The sequence below is a fragment of the Enterobacter ludwigii genome, assembly GCA_023023105.1.
Lineage (GTDB): Bacteria > Pseudomonadota > Gammaproteobacteria > Enterobacterales > Enterobacteriaceae > Enterobacter > Enterobacter adelaidei.
The window spans coordinates 57,920-82,982 of record CP083825.1; the positions used below are offsets into that span (position 1 = coordinate 57,920).

The 25,063-nt window shown below is 53.3% G+C and carries 17 protein-coding genes and 5 pseudogenes; 13 read left to right on the top strand and 9 right to left on the bottom strand.

Features of this window, described 5'->3' with window-relative positions:
* Window positions 1–9: 9 nt before the first annotated feature.
* Both LCD46_23015 and LCD46_23020 read right to left on the bottom strand, forming a co-directional pair.
* Complete coding sequence (locus LCD46_23015; protein ID UOY73144.1) at window positions 10–1,629, bottom strand: MCR-10 family phosphoethanolamine--lipid A transferase; 1,620 nt, start codon at window positions 1,627–1,629, stop codon at window positions 10–12.
* 367 nt (window positions 1,630–1,996) lie between these two features.
* Window positions 1,997–2,992 (bottom strand): tyrosine-type recombinase/integrase, encoded by a 996-nt coding sequence (locus LCD46_23020; protein UOY73145.1) that lies wholly within the window; start codon window positions 2,990–2,992, stop codon window positions 1,997–1,999.
* 282 nt (window positions 2,993–3,274) lie between these two features.
* On the opposite strand from LCD46_23020, the pseudogene LCD46_23025 reads away from it, so the two are divergent.
* A pseudogene (locus LCD46_23025) lies at window positions 3,275–3,961 on the top strand (IS5-like element ISKpn26 family transposase).
* Between the two features lie 52 nt (window positions 3,962–4,013).
* Here LCD46_23025 and LCD46_23030 read toward each other — a convergent pair.
* From LCD46_23030 to LCD46_23040, 3 genes and pseudogenes are all read right to left on the bottom strand, one after another.
* Window positions 4,014–4,460, bottom strand: a pseudogene (locus LCD46_23030) (IS5 family transposase).
* Between the two features lie 42 nt (window positions 4,461–4,502).
* The gene (locus LCD46_23035) at window positions 4,503–5,192 is read right to left on the bottom strand and encodes a VIT family protein (GenBank protein UOY73146.1); all 690 of its coding nucleotides are present in this window, start codon (window positions 5,190–5,192) and stop codon (window positions 4,503–4,505) included.
* Window positions 5,193–5,326: 134 nt separating this feature from the next.
* A pseudogene (locus LCD46_23040) lies at window positions 5,327–5,737 on the bottom strand (cytochrome b/b6 domain-containing protein).
* Window positions 5,738–5,808: 71 nt separating this feature from the next.
* Between LCD46_23040 and LCD46_23045 the strand changes: the two are divergent.
* From LCD46_23045 to LCD46_23060, 4 genes and pseudogenes are all read left to right on the top strand, one after another.
* Window positions 5,809–6,929, top strand: a protein-coding gene (locus LCD46_23045; GenBank protein ID UOY73147.1) for an IS3-like element ISSen4 family transposase whose coding sequence is annotated in 2 segments (ribosomal slippage) — window positions 5,809–6,067 and window positions 6,067–6,929 — 1,122 coding nt in all. Because the reading frame shifts where the segments join, the coding sequence is not laid out codon by codon here.
* Between the two features lie 45 nt (window positions 6,930–6,974).
* Window positions 6,975–7,079: pseudogene (locus LCD46_23050) on the top strand (reverse transcriptase).
* Between the two features lie 350 nt (window positions 7,080–7,429).
* Window positions 7,430–8,044: a recombinase family protein gene (locus LCD46_23055; protein ID UOY73151.1), complete on the top strand. Its 615-nt coding sequence runs from the start codon at window positions 7,430–7,432 to the stop codon at window positions 8,042–8,044.
* A 326-nt stretch (window positions 8,045–8,370) separates the two neighbouring features.
* A protein-coding gene (locus LCD46_23060) for an IS1-like element IS1B family transposase (protein ID UOY73041.1) occupies window positions 8,371–9,068 on the top strand; the annotation gives its coding sequence in 2 pieces (ribosomal slippage) (window positions 8,371–8,620 and window positions 8,620–9,068; 699 coding nt in all).
* 34 nt (window positions 9,069–9,102) lie between these two features.
* Here LCD46_23060 and LCD46_23065 read toward each other — a convergent pair.
* From LCD46_23065 to LCD46_23080, 4 genes and pseudogenes are all read right to left on the bottom strand, one after another.
* The gene (locus tag LCD46_23065; GenBank protein UOY73042.1) at window positions 9,103–10,332 is read right to left on the bottom strand and encodes an EAL domain-containing protein; all 1,230 of its coding nucleotides are present in this window, start codon (window positions 10,330–10,332) and stop codon (window positions 9,103–9,105) included.
* Window positions 10,333–10,435: 103 nt separating this feature from the next.
* Complete coding sequence (locus LCD46_23070) at window positions 10,436–11,140, bottom strand: IS6-like element IS26 family transposase (protein UOY73043.1); 705 nt, start codon at window positions 11,138–11,140, stop codon at window positions 10,436–10,438.
* A 46-nt stretch (window positions 11,141–11,186) separates the two neighbouring features.
* Window positions 11,187–12,347, bottom strand: coding sequence for a CHASE domain-containing protein (locus tag LCD46_23075; protein UOY73044.1), 1,161 nt, complete (start codon window positions 12,345–12,347; stop codon window positions 11,187–11,189).
* A 104-nt stretch (window positions 12,348–12,451) separates the two neighbouring features.
* Window positions 12,452–12,630 (bottom strand): annotated as a pseudogene (locus LCD46_23080) (integrase core domain-containing protein).
* A gap of 50 nt (window positions 12,631–12,680) precedes the next feature.
* Between LCD46_23080 and LCD46_23085 the strand changes: the two are divergent.
* From LCD46_23085 to LCD46_23120, 8 genes are all read left to right on the top strand, one after another.
* Window positions 12,681–13,378 (top strand): IS1 family transposase gene (locus LCD46_23085; GenBank protein UOY73045.1). Its coding sequence is split into 2 segments (ribosomal slippage): window positions 12,681–12,930 and window positions 12,930–13,378, totalling 699 coding nucleotides; the frame shifts between segments, so codons are not numbered across the junction.
* 345 nt (window positions 13,379–13,723) lie between these two features.
* Window positions 13,724–14,395 carry an IS5 family transposase gene (locus LCD46_23090; protein ID UOY73046.1) on the top strand — a complete coding sequence of 224 codons (672 nt, stop codon included), beginning with the start codon at window positions 13,724–13,726 and terminating at the stop codon, window positions 14,393–14,395.
* 323 nt (window positions 14,396–14,718) lie between these two features.
* A complete protein-coding gene (gene bcsO, locus LCD46_23095; GenBank protein ID UOY73047.1) occupies window positions 14,719–15,306 on the top strand; it encodes a cellulose biosynthesis protein BcsO in 588 nt (195 codons plus the stop codon).
* Window positions 15,297–16,100 (top strand): cellulose synthase operon protein YhjQ, encoded by an 804-nt coding sequence (gene yhjQ, locus LCD46_23100; protein UOY73048.1) that lies wholly within the window; start codon window positions 15,297–15,299, stop codon window positions 16,098–16,100. The genes bcsO and yhjQ overlap by 10 nt, the downstream gene beginning before the upstream one ends.
* Before the next feature lie 17 nt (window positions 16,101–16,117).
* Window positions 16,118–18,232: a UDP-forming cellulose synthase catalytic subunit gene (gene bcsA, locus LCD46_23105; GenBank protein ID UOY73049.1), complete on the top strand. Its 2,115-nt coding sequence runs from the start codon at window positions 16,118–16,120 to the stop codon at window positions 18,230–18,232.
* Window positions 18,229–20,523, top strand: coding sequence for a cellulose biosynthesis cyclic di-GMP-binding regulatory protein BcsB (gene bcsB, locus LCD46_23110; GenBank protein ID UOY73050.1), 2,295 nt, complete (start codon window positions 18,229–18,231; stop codon window positions 20,521–20,523). Before bcsA ends, bcsB begins: the two co-directional genes overlap by 4 nt.
* 13 nt (window positions 20,524–20,536) lie before the next feature.
* Window positions 20,537–24,577: a BCSC C-terminal domain-containing protein gene (locus LCD46_23115; GenBank protein UOY73051.1), complete on the top strand. Its 4,041-nt coding sequence runs from the start codon at window positions 20,537–20,539 to the stop codon at window positions 24,575–24,577.
* Window positions 24,577–25,056: a cellulose synthase gene (locus LCD46_23120; protein UOY73052.1), complete on the top strand. Its 480-nt coding sequence runs from the start codon at window positions 24,577–24,579 to the stop codon at window positions 25,054–25,056. Before LCD46_23115 ends, LCD46_23120 begins: the two co-directional genes overlap by 1 nt.
* The last annotated feature ends 7 nt before the right edge of the window (window positions 25,057–25,063 follow it).

Sequence of the window (25,063 nt, forward strand, 5' to 3'; positions counted from 1 at the left end):
GTATGTAGGCTATCCACGACATTCGCGGAACAGGTCGCTTTCCGGAAGATAGGCCCCGGTGGTGATGTCCCAGAGCCCCAGTACGGACGCGAAAAGGTTATCGTGGGAATATGTCCTGTTAACGGCATTATGCTGCAGACACGCGGCGTTAATATTTTTAGCAGCAATGAAGCCTGGCGACATCCAGAGCTGCATCGGGATGTGCGTCTGCTGATCCGGTGCCAGTTTGTAGGGGGTACCGTGCAGATACAGTCCGCTCTCTCCCAGAGATTCGCCGTGATCGGACACATACAGCAGTACGGTGTTGTACTGTTCGCTGTATTGCTTAAGCTTTTCAATCATCTGCGCTAACACATAGTCGGTGTGGCGAATGGTATTGTCGTAGGTATTAACCAGCTGTTCCTGCGTGCAGTTTTCGATATCGCTGCGCGCACATTCCGGCATGAAGTGACGATGCTCTGCCGGATAACGCTGGTAATAGGTCGGTCCATGGCTGCCAATCATATGGAAGGCGATCAGCTTGTCTCCGGCCATTTTGCCGATTTCGGTATCCAGGTTTTCCAGCATAACATCGTCATAGCAGGTTTTACCGTCACACAGTTTTTTACTGATACCGGGATTAATTTCGACAGTCGGGATACGGCTGCATACGCCTTTACACCCGCCATCGTTTTCTTTCCACAACAGCGAAACCCCCGTTTTCTGCACGATGTCGAGGACATTTTCACTGCCGGCAGCCTTTTTACCATCGTAATCCGTCCGGTTCATATCCGAGAACATACAGGGCACCGAGACTGCGGTCGCCGTGCCACAGGAACGCATATTCCTGAACGAAATAACGCCATCGATTTTGCTGGTAAAGGCATTTGTGTCACGCGGGTAGCCGTTCATGGAGAAATTCTGGCTCCGTGCCGTTTCGCCAATTACCAGGAACATCAGCGTGGGTTTACCATTCCGGGTAACGCGCCTTGCATCATCCCCCAGCGTCCGGAAAGGCATTTTCGTCGTAAAATAGGTATCCTTCACGTAATGGAAAGTGCTGTACGCATAGTTTGCCGGGATAATTTCTTTGTTCAGCGTCGGGTTATTGCGCCCGACAGAAGCATAATCCTGGTAATACAGAGCGGCAACACCTGCAATCAGGATCAGCGAAGCGAGCATGGAAAGCAGCCGGTGGGCAACCCCTTTGTACCATTTGTCTGCATATTCAATTTTAATCAAAAACAACAGGATAGCCGGAAGAATGCCCATGAAGACCAGCCACAGCACCAGTGAGCCATTCAGGTAGGAATGCGCTTCCTGTGGGTTTGTTTCCAGTATATTTTCGATCATGGACTGATCAAACATCACTTTATATTTCAGTGTGGCGTAACTCACCACCGAACCGGTGACCAGCAACAGGGCAAAGAAGGGTTTGAGCAGGTAGCGAACCGAGAAGGGCATAAACACAAAGTTAAGCGCTGCAACCAGCACAAACGGAATGGAGATGACGAACCCCGCCCTCACATGTTCAAGACGGCTCAGGATATCGTAGAAATGCAGCAACACCGGCCAGTTAAGTAAGAATGCAAAAACGAGTGCCAGAAGTAAAACCAAGGGGATTACCCTCATCCTGAAAAGTACGGGCATTACGATCTCCATCAATAATATGTCCCCGCCCGGGGTCACAGGTTGCACCAGAAAAAGGGCAACAGGTTATCAGACCCGGCGGTTCCTAAGCGAAACTATTTTTTAATGACTAGTACCCAATCAGTGAGTTATCTCTGGTATCCGGCCTGAGTCGCCGGTAGCGGTATTGGGATACAAAGCGGAGCAGCCAGCTGGCCGTTTACCGAAGGGAAAAGATGAAGACGTCCTTCAGACTGCGCAACAGGGGAAGCAGCGTAGTCCGGAGTTCCGCCTCCTCTGTTCAGACAGTACCGGATATGACAGCAGCACGGCTGCCACCGGCATTACTGTTACGGGTTTCTTGTTAAGTTATTAACTTAATATGATATTAAATGTCAGTCAGATTCAGGCGATCGCGGGCCGTGCGCAGGCGCGCTTCGCCGCGGCGATCGTACTGCTGGGTGGTGGTGACGCTGGCATGCCCCATCGCGTCCTTTACCGTGATGAGATCCTCGCCATTATCGAGCATGGCGGTGGCAAAAGTTCGCCTTAAATCGTGCGGGGCACATTTTGTAACCCCCGCCTGGCGCTGGCGGACCTGCAGGACGTGATACACCGCCTGGTCGGTCAGCCGGTCGTTCGTCAGGGTGTCAAAGCGGCGGATACGGGTGAACAACGGCCCGTCTTTTTCTCCCCGCACGTCATCGATCCACGTCCTTAGCCGCTGCCAGGTGCCCGCCGGCATATAGGCCAACCGCTCCTTGTTTCCCTTACCCAGCACCCGGAGCGCCCGCTCATCTGTGACAACGTCACGCAAATCCAGCCCTACCGCCTCTGACCGGCGCAGGCCGCAGCCGAGAATGACGGCCAGCATTGCCGCATCGCGTACCCCGATGCTGGAGTCATCGGCCTCGCAGGCACCAAACAGCGCCCGTATCTCCTCCGGCGGCAGGGCCCGGCCGCGCGGCAGGCGGCTGCCCCTAAGGTTACGCACCGCCCGGATGTGCTGGAAGCTCTCGACGTCCATGAGTTTCAGCATCCAGGCTTCCTTCGCCACCCCCTTGAGTGCCGAAAGATAGGTGTTGACGGTCGCCGTGGCCCGGCCGGTGTCGCGCAGGAGCTCGGTCACGGCCATAACGTGATGACGGCGCAGGCTGCCCCAGCTGCAGGACTCCAGGGACGCGGCGCCGAGCATGCCGGCAACAATACCGAGGAACGAGGCCATGGTCTGCCGGCTGCGGGGGGAATTGAGGGAAAGCAGGTAGGCCCGGGCGGGACCGACCGGGCTTTCAGTACCAACCAGCGCCGGCAGGAAATCCACATCAAGCGGAATGACCGCCGGTGGCGGGAGCTGCTCGGGTTCATCGTCAGGCATCAGTGTCATCCGGGGCTCCGTCCGGGCCGGAAAGCGTCCGGCGCGCTGCGTGAAAAATCGGGGAAAAGTATACGCCAGAGCGTACCGCATAGAGTCTACTTTCTCAAACGTACATTTTAATAAGCAGAAAAAACTGAAACCATTCTTCGGTCATTGCAGCTCGAACAGCTGTTGACGGTCAGATTCGGGTAGGTGCCTGTACGCTGTAACGCTGCTAATTTAGGGAAGGTGCGAACAAGTTCCTGATATGAGATCATCATATTCATCCGGAGCGCATCCCAGAGGGACATCATGAGCCATCAACTCACCTTCGCCGATAGTGAATTCAGCACTAAGCGCCGTCAGACCCGAAAAGAGATTTTCCTCTCCCGCATGGAGCAGATTCTGCCATGGCAGAATATGACCGCTGTCATCGAGCCGTTTTATCCCAAGGCGGGCAATGGCCGACGGCCCTATCCGCTGGAGACCATGCTGCGTATTCACTGCATGCAGCATTGGTACAACCTGAGCGACGGTGCCATGGAAGATGCCCTGTACGAAATCGCCTCCATGCGCCTGTTTGCCCGATTATCCCTGGATAGCGCCCTGCCGGATCGCACCACCATCATGAATTTCCGCCACCTGCTCGAGCAGCATCAACTGGCCCGTCAATTGTTCAAGACCATCAATCGCTGGCTGGCCGAAGCAGGCGTCATGATGACCCAAGGCACTTTGGTGGATGCCACCATCATTGAGGCACCCAGCTCTACCAAGAACAAAGAGCAGCAACGCGATCCGGAGATGCATCAGACCAAGAAAGGCAATCAGTGGCACTTTGGCATGAAGGCCCACATTGGTGTCGATGCCAAGAGTGGCCTGACCCACAGCCTAGTCACCACCGCGGCCAACGAGCATGACCTCAATCAGCTGGGTAATCTGCTTCATGGAGAGGAGCAATTTGTCTCAGCCGATGCCGGCTACCAAGGAGCGCCACAGCGCGGCTTTGTTGAATAAATAAGATTTCGTGCGAACGACCCTGTAGCTGGCTGGATTTCCATTCGCCTTCACCAAAGACCTTCAGCCCGGTGGAATCAATCACCAGGTGTGCGATTTCACCCCGGGTGGACGTTTTGAAACTGACATTAACCGACTTTGCCCGCTTACTGACACTGGTGTAATCCGGGCAGCGCAACGGAACGTTCATCAGGGCAAAAATGGAATCAATAAAACCCTGCGCAGCCCGCAGGGTCAGCCGGAATACGCGTTTAATCACCAGAACGGTGGTGATGGCGAGATCAGAATAGCGCTGGGGCCTTCCTCGTGATGAAGGCGTTGCCGACTCATACCAGGCCTGAATCGCCTCATCATCCAGCCAGAAAGTGAGGGAGCCACGGTTGATGAGAGCTTTGTTGTAGGTGGACCAGTTGGTGATTCTGAACTTTTGCTTTGCCACGGAATGGTCTGTGTTGTCGGGAGGATGCGTGATCTGATCCTTCAACTCAGCAAAAGTTCGATTTATTCAACAAAGCCCTTCATAACATTAAAGCAGGGCCTGCCCTGCAAAATGACCAATCCCCAAAGACAAAAGCATAGCCATGGTACTCCAGAACGTAATTCTTATGATCGCCCTGACAGGAGAGGCTTTACTCAAAACCGAAGATATATAGCCAAGGACCGCCAGTGAAAAAAGGGTGGAAAGGATTATCAACAAAAAAGCCAGTTTCAGAGGGGAGAGCCATGCCACGATTAAGGGTAACACCGCACCAGCGGAAAAACTCAGGGCAGAAAAGACAGCTGCCTGTAGGGGCTGTGCAGAATTTATATCCGTCAACCCCAGTTCTTCACGGGCATGAGCATCCAGGGCATCTTTGACCATAAGTTGCTCTGCAACCTGCCGGGCAAGCTCTGGCTCCAGTCCACGTTGCATATAAAGTGAAGTCAGTTCCCGCACCTCTCCCTGATAATCAGTTTCCAGCTCCCTTTTTTCCTGGGCAAGTGCTGCGTTTTCGGTATCCGCCTGAGATGAGACGGAAACATATTCCCCTGTAGCCATTGACATAGCTCCGGCAACCAGTCCTGCAACACCTGCAAGTAAAACACCGGAAGGACTGCTATTTGCAGATGCAACCCCAAGAACAAGGCTCGCTGTCGAAACAATTCCGTCATTTGCCCCCAGTACAGCTGCCCTCAGCCATCCCACTTTTTCGATACTATGTCGTTCAAGATGCATATATTTTTTCCTTCAAATACGCATACTCATCGGAATTACGGATAAATAGAAAATGCATTGACGGATAAATGCGCGGTTATAGTCTGTTTTAGCCAACCATTACAGGGCATCTTATCCATCATAAACCTACAGCACTATTCGGTAACGGGATTTTTCCTTTGGCTACGAACGGTGAGGAAGATATGCAGCAACCCCATCGCACCATGTGCCCAGAAATAGGTTTCAATAAATACAGTCAGAAACTTATGCACATGCAGGACGGTTTCTGTCAGCACAGGTGACGTGCCAAGAGCAGTATTGAGAGCAAACCAGAATCCACCACATAATGCAACGCCCAATAGTGCAAGTACACCAAGCCCCTGAACCAGAGCAGCAATCCCACCAGCATGAGCTTCAGGAAGACGGAATGATATCAGCATTTTGATATCTTCAACCACACCTCGAAAATCAAGGACCACCCAGGCAAAATAGTAACGAAATCCTCGTTGTGTCAGCATCCATGCAAGCATGACAAACCCAAGGACAATCAGTGATAACCCAGTGATTGACCTGCTCCCCGTTGATTAGTACACCCCGATGTTAGTAATGTCTTCATAAGCCACATGAGGACATCCCCATGAAGAAGCGTTTTTCCGACGAACAGATCATCAGTATTCTCCGCGAAGCCGAAGCTGGGGTACCCGCCCGTGAACTCTGCCGCAAGCATGCCATTTCCGATGCCACGTTTTACACCTGGCGTAAGAAGTATGGCGGTATGGCGGTGCCTGAAGTTAAGCGCCTGAAGTCGCTTGAGGAAGAGAACGCCAGACTCAAGAAGCTGCTTGCCGAAGCCATGCTGGATAAAGAGGCGCTTCAGGTGGCTCTTGGGCGAAAGTACTGACGACAGACCAGAAGCGGGAAGCCGTGATGTTGATGTGTGATGCGACCGGTCTGTCGCAACGTCGTGCCTGCAGGCTTACAGGTTTATCCCTGTCGACCTGCCGCTATGAGGCTCACCGTCCGGCTGCTGATGCGCATTTATCAGGGCGCATCACTGAGCTGGCACTGGAGCGCAGGCGTTTTGGCTACCGTCGTATTTGGCAGTTGCTGCGCCGTGAAGGGCTTCATGTTAATCATAAGCGCGTGTACCGGCTTTATCACCTCAGTGGCCTGGGCGTAAAACGCAGAAGACGTCGTAAAGGGCTGGCAACAGAACGTCTGCCGCTGCTCCGTCCGGCGGCGCCCAATCTGACCTGGTCGATGGATTTCGTCATGGACGCACTTTCCACCGGTCGCAGGATCAAGTGTCTTACCTGCGTCGATGATTTCACAAAGGAATGCCTGACGGTCACTGTTGCCTTTGGGATTTCAGGCGTTCAGGTCACGCGTATTCTGGACAGCATTGCACTGTTTCGAGGCTATCCGGCGACGATAAGAACTGACCAGGGGCCGGAGTTCACTTGCCGTGCACTGGATCAATGGGCCTTTGAGCATGGTGTTGAGTTGCGCTTAATCCAGCCGGGCAAGCCAACGCAGAACGGATTTATTGAGAGCTTTAACGGACGATTTCGCGATGAATGTTTGAATGAGCACTGGTTCAGCGATATCGTTCATGCCAGGAAAATTATTAATGACTGGCGGCAGGATTATAACGAATGCCGCCCGCACTCCACGCTGAATTATCAGACACCGTCTGAATTTGCAGCGGGCTGGAGAAAGGGTCATTCTGAGAATGAAGATTCCGACGTTACTAACTGAGTGTTGTATCTAATCGTGGGGGCAGGTCATCACAACTATACACTTACGCCCAGTGTGGATGGGTTCAACAAACTAAAATTGCAAACCCGATTAACTGAGGAATTGAGCGCTCTCGAAGAGGAGTTGCTTTCGGGTAGCTGTCAACCATTGCAAAATGGTAAACAACATCCTTTGGGTCCCCAACTGTGTGGCCACTGTAGTGACTGTGGTGGGTGATAGAACTGGTCACATTGATGCCAGACTTTTTCGTGCCGCATGTATGGCACACTGAATTTGATTAAGACCTGCTGAAATGAAACCGGAGTGCTTCAGCTACAGAAACTGACCAAATCGTATACCCCAAGCAAGATCTGAATACCATCCGAACAATATCTCTTTTAGGTATACCTGATAAAGACCATGATACAAAGTCTCAATAGGGTTCAATTTAACTCTATTGACAACAAAAATCCGCAATGTATCATATGGGTATCAAATTAATACTTAAAAGAGAATTCATAATGAATGTCCGTATCTACTGCCGAGCATCTACTGAAAGCCAGCATGCCGACCGTGCATTGGTAAGTCTGCGCGAATTTGCGCATAGCAAAAAATGGCAGGTAGCCGGAGAATACATTGAAAATGCCAGTGGTGCTAAGCTGGAGCGTGTGGAACTGATGCATCTCCTTGAGGAAGCACAACCCGGCGATCTGCTTCTCATCGAATCGATTGACCGTCTCAGCCGCCTTAAACATGAAGAATGGGCTGAACTCAAAGCTACGCTGAACAGTAAAGGGCTGGTGATAGTATCAATGGACTTACCGACCAGTTGGCAGATGGTTGAAATGTCCGGCAACGACCTTACCAGCGGCATTCTTCGGGCAGTCAATGCTATGCTGATCGATATCCTTGCGACAATGGCACGACAAGATTATGAAACCCGCCGTAAACGCCAGGCACAGGGGATCGAGAGAGCAAAACAGGCAGGTTTGTATACGGGAAAAGAGAAAGATATGGAAGCCCGTGAAGTGGTACGTGAAATGTTGGCACAGAACGTTAAACCAGCTCACATAATGAAAGCTGCTGATATCAGTCGTGCAACGTTCTACCGGATCAAAAAGGAATTGGTAATCTAGTTCAAAATAAGTGTATTAGCTCGAAGTGACAGTTACCGTAGACAAAGTACAATCAAATCTGACTGTCCGCTCTGAGCAAATAGCAGACTGTTACCATGTGCAACTGAATATTTTGCCACTAACATTACATCCCTATTGCGAACCCTGGATCTGATATCTTTAAAACAACAATATACTCCACTTTATAAATCGTAACTCAAGAGATTACTTTGCAGCCAGAACACTCAAGACTTTATCTTCGTCCTGTAAGCGCATTAGATACCTCGCCCATGGTGATGCTGCCAACTTACTGATTTAGTGTATGATGGTGTTTTTGAGGTGCTCCAGTGGCTTCTGTTTCTATCAGCTGTCCCTCCTGTTCAGCTACTGACGGGGTGGTGCGTAACGGCAAAAGCACTGCCGGACATCAGCGCTATCTCTGCTCTCACTGCCGTAAAACATGGCAGCTGCAGTTCACTTACACCGCTTCTCAACCCGGTACGCACCAGAAAATCATTGATATGGCCATGAATGGCGTTGGATGCCGGGCAACCGCCCGCATTATGGGCGTTGGCCTCAACACGATTTTCCGCCATTTAAAAAACTCAGGCCGCAGTCGGTAACCTCGCGCATACAGCCGGGCAGTGACGTCATCGTCTGCGCGGAAATGGACGAACAGTGGGGATACGTCGGGGCTAAATCGCGCCAGCGCTGGCTGTTTTACGCGTATGACAGGCTCCGGAAGACGGTTGTTGCGCACGTATTCGGTGAACGCACTATGGCGACGCTGGGGCGTCTTATGAGCCTGCTGTCACCCTTTGACGTGGTGATATGGATGACGGATGGCTGGCCGCTGTATGAATCCCGCCTGAAGGGAAAGCTGCACGTAATCAGCAAGCGATATACGCAGCGAATTGAGCGGCATAACCTGAATCTGAGGCAGCACCTGGCACGGCTGGGACGGAAGTCGCTGTCGTTCTCAAAATCGGTGGAGCTGCATGACAAAGTCATCGGGCATTATCTGAACATAAAACACTATCAATAAGTTGGAGTCATTACCTGTCTTGTGATAAATATCCTTAACAGACGGCGAGCTCGTCCGCCCATTTTGTTGCGGCCTGCATGGTTTCTATAACAGTGAACTCGCTGATATTGAGGGTATTACATATTTTCGCGGTTTCCTCCCAGTTAAGTTTCTCATAACATAACGACAGGGTCAGTATGTCAAAAAGTTCACCTTTATGTTCACAAAGCGCGGCAGTTACGTTTTGCGGGATTGAAATCTGTTTAATTAAATCGTCCATGGGGAGTTCAAGAATGACATCCAGCAATGAAAACAGACCGCATATAAATGCGTTATAGGATAATGAAACATTATTTATTTTTCCGGCAATTAATTCGCAGAATTTTCCGCGAACCATGCTCAGATGATAAAGTTCACTGATGCCGGAACGCCCCATATTTGAAAGGGCGGCCACCGCAACAAACCGCCGGAGTTCATTGCCCCCCAGATACATCAGCATTTCTTTCAGGGTAAGATTGTCCGCCTGAATTATGCCATGTGATTTAAACAGCATGTTTCTGACGTAGCGCATGATTTTATATGACAGCGTCAGATCGGTTTTAAGCAGACGTTCGACCGCGGCAAAGTCCAGGTTTTCCCTGTTCACCTCCATCATCAGCCTGGAGAGTGGCAGGGGGTTCTGGGAAAGGCATTTATTTCTGAGGATTTCCGGGCGACTGAAGAAAAATCCCTGGAAAAGCGCGAAACCCGCCCGGCTGTAAAGCTCAAACTCGTCCCTTGTTTCCACTTTTTCAGCAAGGAATTTTATGCCCTGCAGAAGCTGACTTTTTCTGTGGATATATTGCCGGATATCTTCATAGTCATTGTCTCTGACATCAAATTTGATGACAGAAATATACTGCATAAAGCGGTCCCATTCATCATCCATCGTGAAATCATCGAGCGCAAGCTGGTAACCCCTGTCGTGCATATCCTTTACGGCACAGAAAAGCGCATCATCCGGGACTGCATTTTCCAGAATTTCGATGACCACTTTTTCATTCGGCAGCGTATTGCCCAGTCCGTTAATGATCATCTGGTGCGGCACATTAATAAAAGAACTGTGATTGTTGGCTATACGGGGAACAGGGATGCATAAAAACTGGTCAGAAATCATTCTGGACGTGGCGTATTCTGGTGAAACATCGGGAAAGGCATTGTTCATTCCGTCCCTGAAAAGCAGCTCATAAGCGACGGTCTGCATTTTTGTGTCAAAAATAGGCTGGCGTGCGATAAATGAATACATATTCCCGGTCCCCAGGTCAGCGTTATAATTTTTAGAAATGTAACCTTTCCAGGCACTGTTGCAAAGTTAGCGATGAGGCAGCCTTTTGTCTTATTCAAAGGCCTTACATTTCAAAAACTCTGCTTACCAGGCGCATTTCGCCCAGGGGATCTCCATAATAAAATGCTGAGGCCTGGCCTTTGCGTAGTGCACGCATCACCTCAATACCTTTGATGGTGGCGTAAGCCGTCTTCATGGATTTAAATCCCAGCGTGGCGCCGATTATCCGTTTCAGTTTGCCATGATCGCATTCAATCACGTTGTTCCGGTACTTAATCTGTCGGTGTTCAACGTCAGACGGGCACCGGCCTTCGCGTTTGAGCAGAGCAAGCGCGCGACCATAGGCGGGCGCTTTATCCGTGTTGATGAATCGCGGGATCTGCCACTTCTTCACGTTGTTGAGGATTTTACCCAGAAACCGGTATGCAGCTTTGCTGTTACGACGGGAGGAGAGATAAAAATCGACAGTGCGGCCCCGGCTGTCGACGGCCCGGTACAGATACGCCCAGCGGCCATTGACCTTCACGTAGGTTTCATCCATGTGCCACGGGCAAAGATCGGAAGGGTTACGCCAGTACCAGCGCAGCCGTTTTTCCATTTCAGGCGCATAACGCTGAACCCAGCGGTAAATCGTGGAGTGATCGACATTCACTCCGCGTTCAGCCAGCATCTCCTGCAGCTCACGGTAACTGATGCCGTATTTGCAGTACCAGCGTACGGCCCACAGAATGATGTCACGCTGAAAATGCCGGCCTTTGAATGGGTTCATGTGCAGCTCCATCAGCAAAAGGGGATGATAAGTTTATCACCACCGACTATTTGCAACAGTGCCCGATGGAGATCGACTCAAGCTCTTGGAGCTTGTATCCAACGATCCTCGCCCATTCCTCATTGAAGACGGTTTCACCGCTCTGGACATTCCACTCCCAGGTGCCGACCCGGGTGCCTTCAAGAATGGCACTCAATCGAGACCTCTCCATAGACAGGTCTTCTGTCATCGCGCGGGCCGCCGCTTCTGCCCGGGACCGACCCGACACCAGCAAAAACATCAGCCCAGCCAGCATGGCACTGAGCAAGACACCGGTTACCGCGATCAAGATCGGTAGCCCTCTGTCCACCCGTTGCAGAAGGCTCGTGCTGCCATGCACGCGAACGGTCCAGGTTTGTCCCATCATGCGCAGCCGATGCACCGATTCAAACCTTGGACGGATATCGGTACGCCCTGAACTGCCAAAGTGAGTTCGTGTCGCTTCAACCATCTCTTCGCCGTCGAAGATGTCGATGATCAGGTCACGCTCCTGCTCTCCGAGGAGACCCTGCAGGAAGTCTGTCATGCGAAACGATGCATAGACCCAGCCGCACAGTTGTTCCCGGCGCTCTGCTACGGTTGCCGCTGGCTGGTCAGTAGCGTAGATCGCCTGGTAGATCAGGAACCCCGACTGCTCCTGAACCCCCGTTTCCTGCTGGAGACGCACACGCCCCGAAAGCGCGATGGCACCCGTATCTACCGAGCGCTGCATGGCCTCGCGCCGCACGGGTTCTGAATACATGTCGAAGCCGAAGGCACGCAGGTTGCGTCCCGAAAACGGCTCCAGATACACGATCGAGGAATACAGGTCTCGTTGGCCTGCTGGTTGCACCGTGTAAGAGGGAAAGCCTTCGGCGCGGACCTGATCGATGTGGGTTTGCAGATCGGCAGGCCGGATGGCCCTGGCGAAGCCCACGCCTTGGATGCCAGGCAGGTACTGGTCCAGAGCCTGGCGATCGGAATACCTTCGGAAATCTTCACGTCCGACATCATCATGCACATCAAAGAACCCGGCCGTGCCCCGCAGGACCTGCTGGTAGGTGGCCATGCGGTTCTCGATGCGCTCAGCAGCCTCCCGGGCGCGGAAGTCGAAGTAGACCTGTTGTCGTTGATCGACGGACTCGACGATGAGTTGGTAAAGCACTACGGTGGAGCACAGGCCGCTCAAAAAAACCACAAGAGGGATTAGCCTCGGCGACAGTCGGCTTGGTTTGCCAGAGGGGATCATTCGCTATGCCGTCTTGTTGATTTCCCAAAGCTTAAACTTAAAATCTACTGGATTTGACCCCATAGGTCCAGACACTTTTTCCCGCTTAGGATTGTGATACCCGACTGCGCAGAAATTCCCGGGGTGAACGGTATCCCAAGGCGCTGTGCGGGTGGTGCTCGTTATAATGCTCAAACGCGATAGCCAAATTGCCTACCGCTGTTCGGCTATCCGGTTTTGGTAATGGTGCCAACTTACTGATTTAGTGTACGATGGTGTTTTTGAGGTGCTCCCGTGGCTTCCATCTCCATCAGTTGTCCCTCCTGCTCAGCTACTGAAGGCGTGGTGCGTAACGGTAAAAGTACTGCCGGACATCAGCGCTATCTCTGCTCTCACTGCCGTAAAACATGGCAGCTACAGTTCACTTACACCGCCTCTCAGCCCGGTACACACCAGAAAATCATTGATATGGCCATGAATGGTGTTGGATGCCGGGCAACCGCCCGCATTATGGGCGTTGGCCTCAACACGATTTTACGTCACTTAAAAAACTCAGGCCGCAGTCGGTAACCTCGCGCATACAGCCGGGCAGTGATGTGATTGTCTGCGCTGAAATGGACGAACAGTGGGGCTACGTCGGTGCTAAATCACGTCAGCGCTGGCTGTTTTACGCGTATGACAGGATACGGAGGACGGTTGTGGCGCACGTCTTCGGTGAACGCACTCTGGCCACACTGGAGCGTCTTCTGAGCCTGCTGTCGGCCTTTGAGGTCGTGGTATGGATGACGGATGGCTGGCCGCTGTATGAATCCCGCCTGAAGGGAAAGCTGCACGTAATCAGCAAGCGTTACACTCAGCGAATTGAGCGGCATAACCTGAATCTGAGACAACATCTGGCAAGGCTGGGACGGAAGTCACTGTCGTTCTCAAAATCGGTGGAGCTGCATGACAAGGTCATCGGGCATTATCTGAACATAAAACACTATCAGTAAGTTGGAGTCATTACCCCGGTTCTAAATGAAATAAGTATTTCTATATATTTCAGTAGGTAACCAATAATTAAATCGCTCACTATTCATACTGGTGTAAAACCCTGCATGCCGTGTATTATTTGGTTTTTTGTGTTAGTTATCCACATTAAGTTGATTCTTAGGTTGATGTTCAACGTAATGAGTTGCTATTAACTACTTTAATGATTTTTAGGGAAAAAAAAGATAGCATGTGTACAGGTGAAATTTATATATTTGCTAGAAATAAACAGCGTGTTAGGGAAGGTGCGAACAAGTCCCTGATATGAGATCATGTTTGTCATCTGGAGCCATGGAACAGGGTTCATCATGAGTCATCAACTTACCTTCGCCGACAGTGAATTCAGCAGTAAGCGCCGTCAGACCAGAAAAGAGATTTTCTTGTCCCGCATGGAGCAGATTCTGCCATGGCAAAACATGGTGGAAGTCATCGAGCCGTTTTACCCCAAGGCTGGTAATGGCCGGCGACCTTATCCGCTGGAAACCATGCTACGCATTCACTGCATGCAGCATTGGTACAACCTGAGCGATGGCGCGATGGAAGATGCTCTGTACGAAATCGCCTCCATGCGTCTGTTTGCCCGGTTATCCCTGGATAGCGCCTTGCCGGACCGCACCACCATCATGAATTTCCGCCACCTGCTGGAGCAGCATCAACTGGCCCGCCAATTGTTCAAGACCATCAATCGCTGGCTGGCCGAAGCAGGCGTCATGATGACTCAAGGCACCTTGGTCGATGCCACCATCATTGAGGCACCCAGCTCGACCAAGAACAAAACGGCCATCAACATCGAATACATGAAAGCCAGCATCCGGGCCAAGGTGGAGCACCCATTTCGCATCATCAAGCGACAGTTCGGCTTCGTGAAAGCCAGATACAAGGGGTTGCTGAAAAACGATAACCAACTGGCGATGTTATTCACGCTGGCCAACCTGTTTCGGGCGGACCAAATGATACGTCAGTGGGAGAGATCTCACTAAAAACTGGGGATAACGCCTTAAATGGCGAAGAAACGGTCTAAATAGGCTGATTCAAGGCATTTACGGGAGAAAAAATCGGCTCAAACATGAAGAAATGAAATGACTGAGTCAGCCGAGAAGAATTTCCCCGCTTATTCGCACCTTCCTTAGCACTGGTGTAATTTAATCACGCGATAATAAGGCGAATTGTTAATAGCCAAAGCATCTACGTACCCACACAACAGGCGAGCAGCCTAATTATAAAACGAATCTACCAATAACTGATCGCTCAGGTTATGTAGGTGGTGGGTATATAGTTTATTTTGTAAATCATGAGTATAGCTATGAACCATTATGATGATTTGCAGAGGTTTAAGGATAAGACCCGCAACCAAAAATACGAATTCAAGGATCTGTCGGCGCAGAACCTCTCTCCTGACCATGGAAGTTGGGCGATCATGAATCAGCTAGCTCCTGCAACAGAGGAGTCTAAACTGGCGATGGGTGGTCACGTTTCGCTGCCGCAACCGCAGGCTGTCGCCCCGGATGTCTTCGCGAGCGACGAACGTCATGAGCGCGTCGAAAGTATCGATACTATCGACAGTATTGAAAGCGCCGAAACCAGCACCGAAACCAGCACCGAAAGCGTTCTTCCTCCTGTCGACACAGACTTACCGGCGGTGACCGCCCCGTCTATTTTCCGTGAAGTTGCCGGACAACTTGCATCGCAATCGGCGGCACCCGTTGCGCCTTCTGCCCAACCGGCGGCTAACCCGGTTGTACCAACGACCACCACCGCACCTGCTCCGTCTGCGACAGCGCCTGCTGATTATTCCCGGCTGTTTGCAACGAAAGCGCCAGAAGCAAAACCCACCGTAGAAAAAAACCAACCTTTACAATCTTTGCTAGAAAGGATCGCTTCATGCCGTTGATTTGTGTTTGTTCACCGAAGGGTGGTGTTGGGAAAACGACGCTCACGGCTAATCTGGCTTACGCCCTTGCGCGTTCTGGCAGTAAGGTCCTGGCGCTGGATTTTGACGTGCAGAACGCACTGCGTCTGCACTTTGGCGTGCCGCTGTCTGACGAGCGCGGTTATGTCGCCAAATCAGCCGAGTCCTCGGACTGGAGTCAGTTCGTATTGACCGCAGGCGGGAATATCTTTGTGTTGCCTTATGGCGAAGCCAGCGAAGATCAACGCCTGGTATTTGAAGAACGTCTGACGAATGACGAACATTTTCTGATTCGTGGCCTCAACACGTTGCTGAATTATCCGGGCCTGATCATTGTGGCCGATTTTCCTCCCGGTCCCTCTGCTGCATTGAAAGCCATGTCGCGCCTGGCCGATCTGCATCTGGTCATCATGCAGGCAGATACCGCCTCTCTTTCCCTGTTGCCTCACGTTGAAAATCACCGTCTGACCGGGGATGTCCTCAATCGAAAAGCGGGCCATTACTTCGTGCTCAACCAGAGCGACAACCGTCGTCAGGTCAGCCGGGATGTCACCGCATTTATGGAACAGAAATTAGGTAATCAACTTTTAGGCGTTATTCATCGTGATGAAAGCGTCATAGAAGCGAATGCCTCGCAGCAGTCGGTTTTCGACTTTAGTCCTGCATCCGCCGCTGCATTCGATATCGAACTCATTGCAAAAAGAGTCGCCGGAATCTTAGGCGTAAAAATCGGAGACGGCACGGTTCACAGTAAACCGAAAATGTCTGGCTTCTAATTCGCGCAGGGCAACCTATGAAAAAGTTCCTTTATGTTTTGCTGGTACTGGCAATGCTACCTGTTGCGCTGCTGGTCATCATTACGCCTATGGACAGCCAGAAACAGTATATTTTTGGTCTGCTCAGTATCGGTGTGCTGTTTTTAATGGGGTTTAGCAAAAAACGCAGTGTGTCTGTCATTATGGTGGTCATGTCGATTTTATTATCGACGCGCTATATGTATTTCCGCCTGACGCAAACCCTGCATTTTAATTCCGAAATTGAAACCATTCTTGGGATGGGGCTGTTTCTGGCGGAGGTCTACGTCTGGGTCATGTTGCTGCTGAGCTATCTGCAGACGGTCTGGCCGTTAAAACGCGAAATTGTGCCGCTGCCGGATGATATGACCCAGTGGCCGACGGTGGATGTCTATATTCCTACCTATAACGAACCACTGGATGTGGTGCGTGATACGGTGCTGGCGGCGCAATGCATTGATTATCCTAGCGATAAGATGAATATCTACCTGCTGGATGACGGCAAACGCCGCGAGTTTGCTGTTTTTGCCGCAGACGTTGGCGTCGGGTACATCACGCGTAACGACAACAATCACGCCAAAGCCGGTAACCTCAACCACGCCATGAAGCTGACGCAGGGTGAGTTGATTACCGTGTTCGACTGCGACCACGTTGCGACACGCATCTTCCTGCAGGCGACGGTGGGTGGTTTCCTGAAAGATCCGAAACTGGCGCTGGTGCAGACACCGCACTATTTCTACTCGCCGGACCCGTTCGAGCGTAACCTCTCCGTTGGACGTAACATCCCTAACGAAGGGTCGCTGTTCTACGGACCGATTCAGCAGGGCAACGACAACTGGAACGCCACCTTTTTTTGCGGCTCCTGTGCGGTGATTCGCCGTAGCGCGCTGGAAGAGATTGGCGGTTTTGCCGTAGAAACCGTTACCGAAGATGCTCACACCGCACTCAAGTTGCAGCGCCGTGGTTGGGGCTCGGCATTCCTGGATATCCCACTGGCTGCCGGTCTGGCGACTGAACGTCTGGTGCTGCACGTTATCCAGCGTACCCGCTGGGCGCGTGGGATGACGCAGATTTTCCGTCTGGATAACCCGCTGTTTGGTCGCGGCCTGACTATCCAACAGCGCCTGTGCTATCTGAGCGCCATGCTTTACTACCAGTTCGCGCTGCCGCGTATTGCGTTTTTGACCGCGCCGCTGGCCTATCTGTTGTTTAACCTGAACATCATTCACTCCTCAGCGAGCCTGGTTTTCGCCTATGCGCTCCCGCATCTGTTCCTCGCGATTTACGTCAACTCGCGCATGAACGGGCGGCATCGCTATAGCTTCTGGGGGGAGATCTACGACCTGGTGCTGGCCTTCCACATTGCATTGCCGACTGTGGTGACGATGTTTTTCCCGAAACGCGGCAAATTCAACGTGACCGACAAGGGTGCGCTGCTGGACGTGGGGTACTTTGATTTTAGCGTGGTGCGCCCGCATTTGATTATCGCCCTGCTGCTGGCGGCCGGAGTGATTGCCGGTATCGTTCGCGCCTGTGCTCATGACTACTTTGGCGTGGATCCGCGCGTTATCGCCCTAAACGTCGGTTGGGGGTTGTACAGTCTGATCTTTCTGTTGGCCGCGATTGCCGTTGCGCGCGAAACCCGACAGACGCGCAAAACCATTCGTATTGATGCGGAAATCCCGGTACTGCTCCACCATGCCAGCGGCGTGGTGTCGCGCAGCCATACCGCTGACCTGTCGATGGGCGGCTGCCGTATTGTGGCACCGGATGATCGCCATCTCGATGATGAGATTGAAGAGATTGAGCTGCTGCTGCAATCCGGCGCGATCCTCATTCCGGTAAAAACCATCGCCACGGATGAAGAATCGATTCGTCTGATGTTTGAAGACATCCCGCTCGCCCGCCGTCGTGAACTGGTGCGCGTGGTGCTCTCCCGTGCGGATGCATGGATTCACCCACCGAAACCTCAGGACAACCCGTTCCGTTCGTTGGGAACCATTATGCGTTGTGTGTTTGACCTCTTCTGGCTGACCTGGAAAGACCGTCGAGAAAATCGCCGTTTGCGCGCCAGCCAGGACCAGGCCGCTTCCCAGGAGGAGGGCAACGCATGAAACGTCTGACAACACTGGCTGTGCTGGTCGGCGCACTTTTTATGATGCCGCTGCATGCCGAAGACACCTCCATCGAGTCGCTACTGAAATTAAACGAGCCGGCGGAGACGCCACCCGTGCCGCCGCCGGGCGCACCGGTATTTATTCCTTCGGTGGTTAACAGCATCAGTCTCGCGCAGATGGGTTTCCCGGAAGGGATTTCCCTGACGGGTGGTCAGTTCCAGGGGGGCGCCTCCTTTACCCTGCCCGTGGACCAGGTGATTACCACGGCGCGCCTTGAACTGAACCTGAAAGTGTCGCCCGCGATGGTGGCGCGCAATGCCACCATGCAGTTGATGCTAAATGGTCAGCCGCTGGGGACGGTACCGCTGACCGTGACCGACAGCGACACCGCGCGTTATCAGTTGGATATTCCCTCCGCACTGATGGTGTCGAGCAACAACCTGAGCTTTAAAATCAACGATGGCGATGCCATGCAGTGCCAGCGCGACCTGAGCGATAAATATCGCGTCACCATCATGGCGGATTCCCGTTTCGAGCTGGAAGGGCAGCAACTGGACATTGGCGCTGATTTAAGCCACTTCCCGCGCCCGTTCTTTGACAGCATGCAAATGACCCCGGCGGCGATCGCCATGGCTTTCCCGGCGAAGCTCAGTGGCGATACCTTAAGCGCCAGTGCGCTGATCTCATCGTGGATGGGGATCCAGGCAGACTACCGTGGCGTGTCGTTTGCCGCCTATCATGACCGCTTGCCGGAAAAGAACGGCATCCTGATTGGTCATCCGGGCGAGCAAATTGGTGGCCTGACGCTGCCGGCTACCGAGCAGCCGCTACTCAAAGTGGTCGATAACCCGGCAAACCCGGTTTATAAGCTGCTGCTGGTGGTGGGTAAAGATGATGCCAGCCTGCGTGCGGCGGCATGGCGTTTAACCCGTGGCAATTTCGCCATGCAGACGCCGTCGGTGGATGTCACCACCCAAACGATCCCGGCGAGTAAACCTTACGATGCGCCGCGCTGGATCCCTACCGATCGTCCGGTAAAACTGTCAGAACTGATCCGTAAAGATCAGAGCCTGACCACCACGGGGCTGTGGCACGATGCGTTGCGCGTAGCATTCCGTGCGGCACCGGATCTGTTCCTGTGGGATGGCGAAACGATTCCTCTGCACATTGGTTACCGTTTCCCGACGGAAAGCTGGATTGATGAAGACCGTTCGTGGCTCAGCATGACCATGAACGATACTTTCCTGCATAACCTGCCGGTGAATAAGCAGGGGGCGCTGGAAACGTTGTGGCATAAGCTTGGCGGTGATGCGCGCCAGGAGAAGTTTGATATGCCGCTGGAGCCGTACATGATCTATGGCGACAACCAGCTCTCGCTGTACTTCAACATTCAACCCAAGGCGAGCGCCCCGTGTAGCGTGCTGCTGAACAATAACATTAAGAGCCGTATCGAAGACGACTCGTGGATTGATCTCAGCCATACGCGTCACTTCGCGCTGTTGCCGAACCTCTCTTATTTTGTGGGCGCGTCCTTCCCGTTCACCCGGCTTGCGGATTATTCGGAAACGGTGCTGATGCTGCCGGAAAAACCGACTGAAACGCAGATTGCCACGCTTTTAGATATGGCGGCACGTTCCGGTAACGCGACGGGAACGGCGCTGGGCCGCAACCGCGTGTTGCTCGGCGTACCCACTGGCGGGGCGGGTGTTGAACTGCTAAACGACCGCGATGTGCTGGCGGTCACGGGCCTGGATCAGCATGACTTTAACCGCGCGATCCTCAATACCTCGCCGTTTGTGATGCACGACTCGACGTTGGGCGTACGTGAGCCAACGACCTGGGAGCGTATCAAACGCTGGATAGCAGGGGACTGGGCATCAGACGGGCTGGAAGCCGACCGCTACTTCTCCTCCAACGAAGCTTGGCGCGGGTTTGTCAGCTTCCGTTCACCGTGGAATAACGATCGTCTGGTGGTACTGGCTATCGGCAGCAATGACGAGCAGCTCTCACGTCTGCACGGTGACCTCGCCTCAGCGAAAATTAACGCCGGGATCCGTGGCGACGCAGCGGTGATCACCAATGAGAACGGCGTGCGCAGCTTCCGCGTGGGTGAGCAGTTCCCGAGTGGCGAGATGCCAACGCAAATGCGGGTGATTTGGTATGCAAATCAGCACTCGGCGCTGCTGGCGATTTTAGGGCTGCTATTTGGTTGTATCGTTGGCTCGGTGCTCTTTGTCTGGCTGAGAAACCGCGCGAAACGACGTCTGGATTTGGACAACCGCAAATAAGAGGGTGACAAGAATGATGATAAAAACCGCCCGCCGTTTGACGACGCTGTGCCTGTCCAGCGCGCTCACTTTCGGTATACCAGGGCTGGCCCATGCCGCCGCGAATGATGCCGCGCTTAAAGCCTTATTTGACCAGGCGAATTACTGGCATGAGAAATCCCACGATGACCTGGCGATGGAGTCGCTGCGTAAAGTGTTGATGGTGGATGCCAATAACACCCAGGCGATGTACCTGATGGCGTTATGGGCGCAGCAAAATGGCGATCTGCAAGTCTCGTCCCAGTGGCGTTCGCGGCTGGCGCAGGTTTCTCCTGACGATCCGGGGTTGCAGGCGCTGGATAATGCCAAACAACTGACGCAGGTTCCGCAGGGGCAATTGAGCCTTGCCCGCCAGCAGGCGCGCAGCGGTAACGTACCGGCGGCGCTGGCGACCTGGCGCAGCATGTTTAACGGCGATACGCCGCCACCCAGCCTCGCCCCTGAGTACTACCAGACGATGGCGGGAGATAAAACTCTTTATCCGCAGGCCGTGTCGCAACTGAAAAATTTCGTGATGCATAACCCGCAGGATACCTCGGCGCGCATTGCACTCGGCAAAATCCTGACCTGGCGTGAAGAGACACGCCGCGACGGCATTTTGTTGCTCGAACCGATGGCCAGCGGCAGTAAAGAGGCCGATGACGGGTTGCGTCAGGCGCTGTTATGGCTGGGGCCGCAGGCAGGCGATGAGCGCTTCTACGACACCTGGCTACAGCGGCATCCGCAGGATACTGATGTCCAAAACTATTACCGTAAAAATGTCGGCGGCGCGGCGAAAGGCGCGGGCTATACCGCGCTGAACAGCGGTGATAACAGTGCGGCAAAAAACAAATTTGAGCAGGTGCTGCAAACCAACCCTAACGATGCTGACGCCCTTGCCGGGATGGGCTACATCGCCCAGCGTAGCGGTGATTACAAAGCGGCGGCACAGTATCTGAATCGGGCAGCCAGTCAGGGCGGGGATGCTTCTGATGAGCGTAAAAATCAGGCCGCAGACGCGGCGTTTTACGGTCAGCTCGCCCAGGCTCAGCAGGCATTGAAAGAGGGTAATATTAGCCAGGCGCTGGCGCTTTCGGCCCCGCTGGCACAAGAGAGCGGGGAGCGTGGCACGGCAGGAAAACTGTTCCGTGCTTCTGTACTGCGGCAGAACAAAGACTTTTCGCAGGCCGAACAGACCCTGCGAGGTCTTCTCAACGAGCAGCCGCAGAACGCCCCGGCAAGGGAAAACCTCTATTACGTCCTGCGCGACCAGAATAAAACGGAAGAAGCGCAGGCGATGCTGCGCACTTTACCCGCCAGCCTGCAGGAAAAACTGCAGCCGCGTGTGGTCGCGGGGGCGCCTGGCGATCCGATTCGCCGTCAGGCACAGCAACTGGTCCAGGCCGGTAATACTGACCAGGCGATTTCGGTACTGCGCCAGGGCGTTGCCCGCGTGCCGGATGATCCGTGGTTGCGTCTTGACCTTGCCCGCCTGCTGCAAAAATCCGGGCAGGAAGGTGAAGCGGCCACGGTGATGATCCCGGCGGGTCGCGATGGTGCTAACAGCAATTCACTGTACGCCGCTGCGCTCTATGCCAGCGAAAGCGGGGCCTGGCAGCAGGCCAACTCTCTGCTGGCGCGTATTCCGCCGTCCAGCCGTAATAGCCAGATGCGCGATCTGGCGGAAAGTGTGAATTACAACCTGCAAATGGCGACGGCAGAACGTTACCTTTCACAAGGGAACATGACCGCGGCGTCCAATACGCTGAAAGCGCTGGCCAGTCAGCCGCCGAAAAGCCCGGTCGATGCAGGGAAACTGGCGCGGATGCTTGCCCGTTCGGGTGACATCACCACCGCCGTATCGCTGGTGCGCAACAGTATTAAAGATGGCGTAGAAGGCAACGCCGGGGATTATGCCGATCAGATAGCGGTACTGAACCAGGCGGGGCTTACTCAGGAAGCGCAAACCCTGATGTCGAACCCGGAGCTACAGGCGCGCAGTACGCCTGCTCAGCTTGCGGGGATCCGCAATGGCTACGTGATTAATGAAGCCGACAAACTGCGTGAAGAGGGCAACTACGCCGCGGCGTATGACAAGCTGATCCGTGCGCTGCAAAGCGACCCGCAAAACACCGATTTGATGTTCGCCATGGGCCGTCTGTACCAGACAGGCAAAATGAACAAAGAAGCGGGCGTGCTCTATGACTACCTGATGACCCGTGATACCGAGGATCAGGCGGCACGTGTGGGGGCTATCGACGTTGCGCTGTCCGAGAATAACGTGCAGAAAGCTACTACCCTTGCCAGCGGTCTGCGTAGCGACAGCTCACCGGAACGCATGCTGTTGCTGGCGCGTCTGGAAGAGGCAAAAGGCAACCACCAGCAGGCGATGACCTACTTACGTAGCGCACGCGGCAAGCTGGTGGGGCTGGAGTCGTCTAATAGCGCCGCTACGCCGACGATTGGCGGCATACTGTTGGCAGATAATCCGTTTACTACCACCAGTAAAACGCCGCCGCAGTCGAGTTCTCCACAGGCGTTGTACGGCACTATTCTGCCGTGGCAGGTCGCGCAAGTGGCTCGTGAGCCGGGGAGCAGTTTACCGGGCACAACCCGTACCGATTTGCCGGTCGAGACCGCGCAAAGCCGCACGCTGCGTCAGGTTGATAACATGATGCAGGAGCTTGATGAGAAGAAAGGGATGTGGTTGCAGGGCGAGGTCGATATCCGTGGCCGTGACGGTGAGTCGGGCACCAGTAAACTGACCGAAGCCAAAACGCCGCTGACCTGGTCAAGTTCGCCGTTTGGTGAGTCGCGCTTCGAGTTTACCGCCACGCCGATCACCCTGAGTGCCGGGAGTGCTTCTGGCGATGCCTGGCGACGCTATGGCTCGAACCCGCTGGCGAATGCGGCATCAAATTTAGCATCGACAATCAATAATGAGATCAATTCGCTGGCGAGCATGACAGCAGATCAGAAAGCGCAATATTTGGTGTTGCATCCGGCTGCCGCTGCATTGGATGGGCTTAGCGAGGTCTCTTCGGCCGATTTTGGTCAATTCACATCGAGAGGTTTGACGAACCTTGCCGCGCTAAATGCCGCAGAGGGGGGGGCGCTACGAAACTATCTGAACCGTTCCTCACTAAAGGCTGACGTCTCGCAGCCAGGCGATGTTTCAACAGACTCGCAAAATGGGAACGGTGTAGAGCTTAATATGGCGCTTAGCGGTGACAGCTATCGCCTGGATATTGGCAGCACGCCGCTGGGCCAGGATCTGAATACACTGGTCGGTGGGGTGAAATGGTCACCTAAGTTATCTAACTACCTCTCATTGATCTTCACCGGCGAGCGCCGCGCCGTGACTGATAGTTTGCTCTCGTATGTTGGTTTGAAAGACGCTTACTCAGGCAAAACCTGGGGCCAGGTGACTAAAAACGGCGGTACCGTGCAATTAAGCTATGACGACGGTGACGCAGGCTTCTTCGTTGGCGGTGGTGGTTACAGTTACATTGGTGAAAATGTGGCGAGCAACACCAGTATGAACGCAGACGCCGGAGTCTATCTGCGCCCATGGCATGATGATTTCCGTCAACTGCAAACAGGTTTAAGCGTCAGTTGGATGGATTTCTCGAAAAACCTCAGTTACTTCACTTTCGGGCAGGGCGGCTATTTTAGCCCCCAAAATTATGTCAGCGTGTCATTGCCAGTTGATTTTTCACAGAAAATTGACAACTGGAAGCTTAGCCTTGGAGGCTCTGTGGGGTATCAATCCTACACCCAGGATGCTAGCAATTACTTCCCGACAGACTCCGCAATGCAAAGCGCTTTAACAGATTACGTGAAAACTGGTTTTGCAAAAGAAGCGCAGTACGGCAGCAAATCGCAAAACGGGATTGGCTATACCTTCCGGGCAGGGATTGATTACAACCTGAACAAGAACATGACCGTCGGCGGTAGGGTCGGTTACGACACCTTTGGCGACTATAACGAAAGTACTGCCGGGATCTGGTTCCGCTATATGTTGGGAGATAAATAATGACGTCGAGTACGGCTAATCCTTTACTGCTGTCTTATTTTCAACGGCAGCAAACGCCGGCCGGTTGGTTTGACCTGCTGTCGGTAATGGTTGATGGCATGGTGAGAAACGTGGGGGAAGCGGAAAGCCAACCCTTCTTGCGCCAGATGGGGGCATCGCTGGCGGAACGTTTTCCTCTGCCTGCCTCACAAACCATCGGCGAACTCGAAACCAACATCAACGCGCTGCTTGCGGAGTTTAATTGGGGCTATATTGATATTGATGCCAGCGAAGAGGGATTATCGTTCCGCCATCAGGGGTTACCGGTCTCCCGGGATGAGAACAGCCAGACGCGTTGGTGTTACGCATTTTGCGCCATACTGGAAGGGCTTTATTCCCGTTGGCTGCAGGGACAGGGCGGGCAATCGCATCTCGCTTTTAGCCGCGAACGGCTTTACTCCGTATCGGACGTTGTGTTCCGCTACGCTAACCCACAATGAGTCTGAG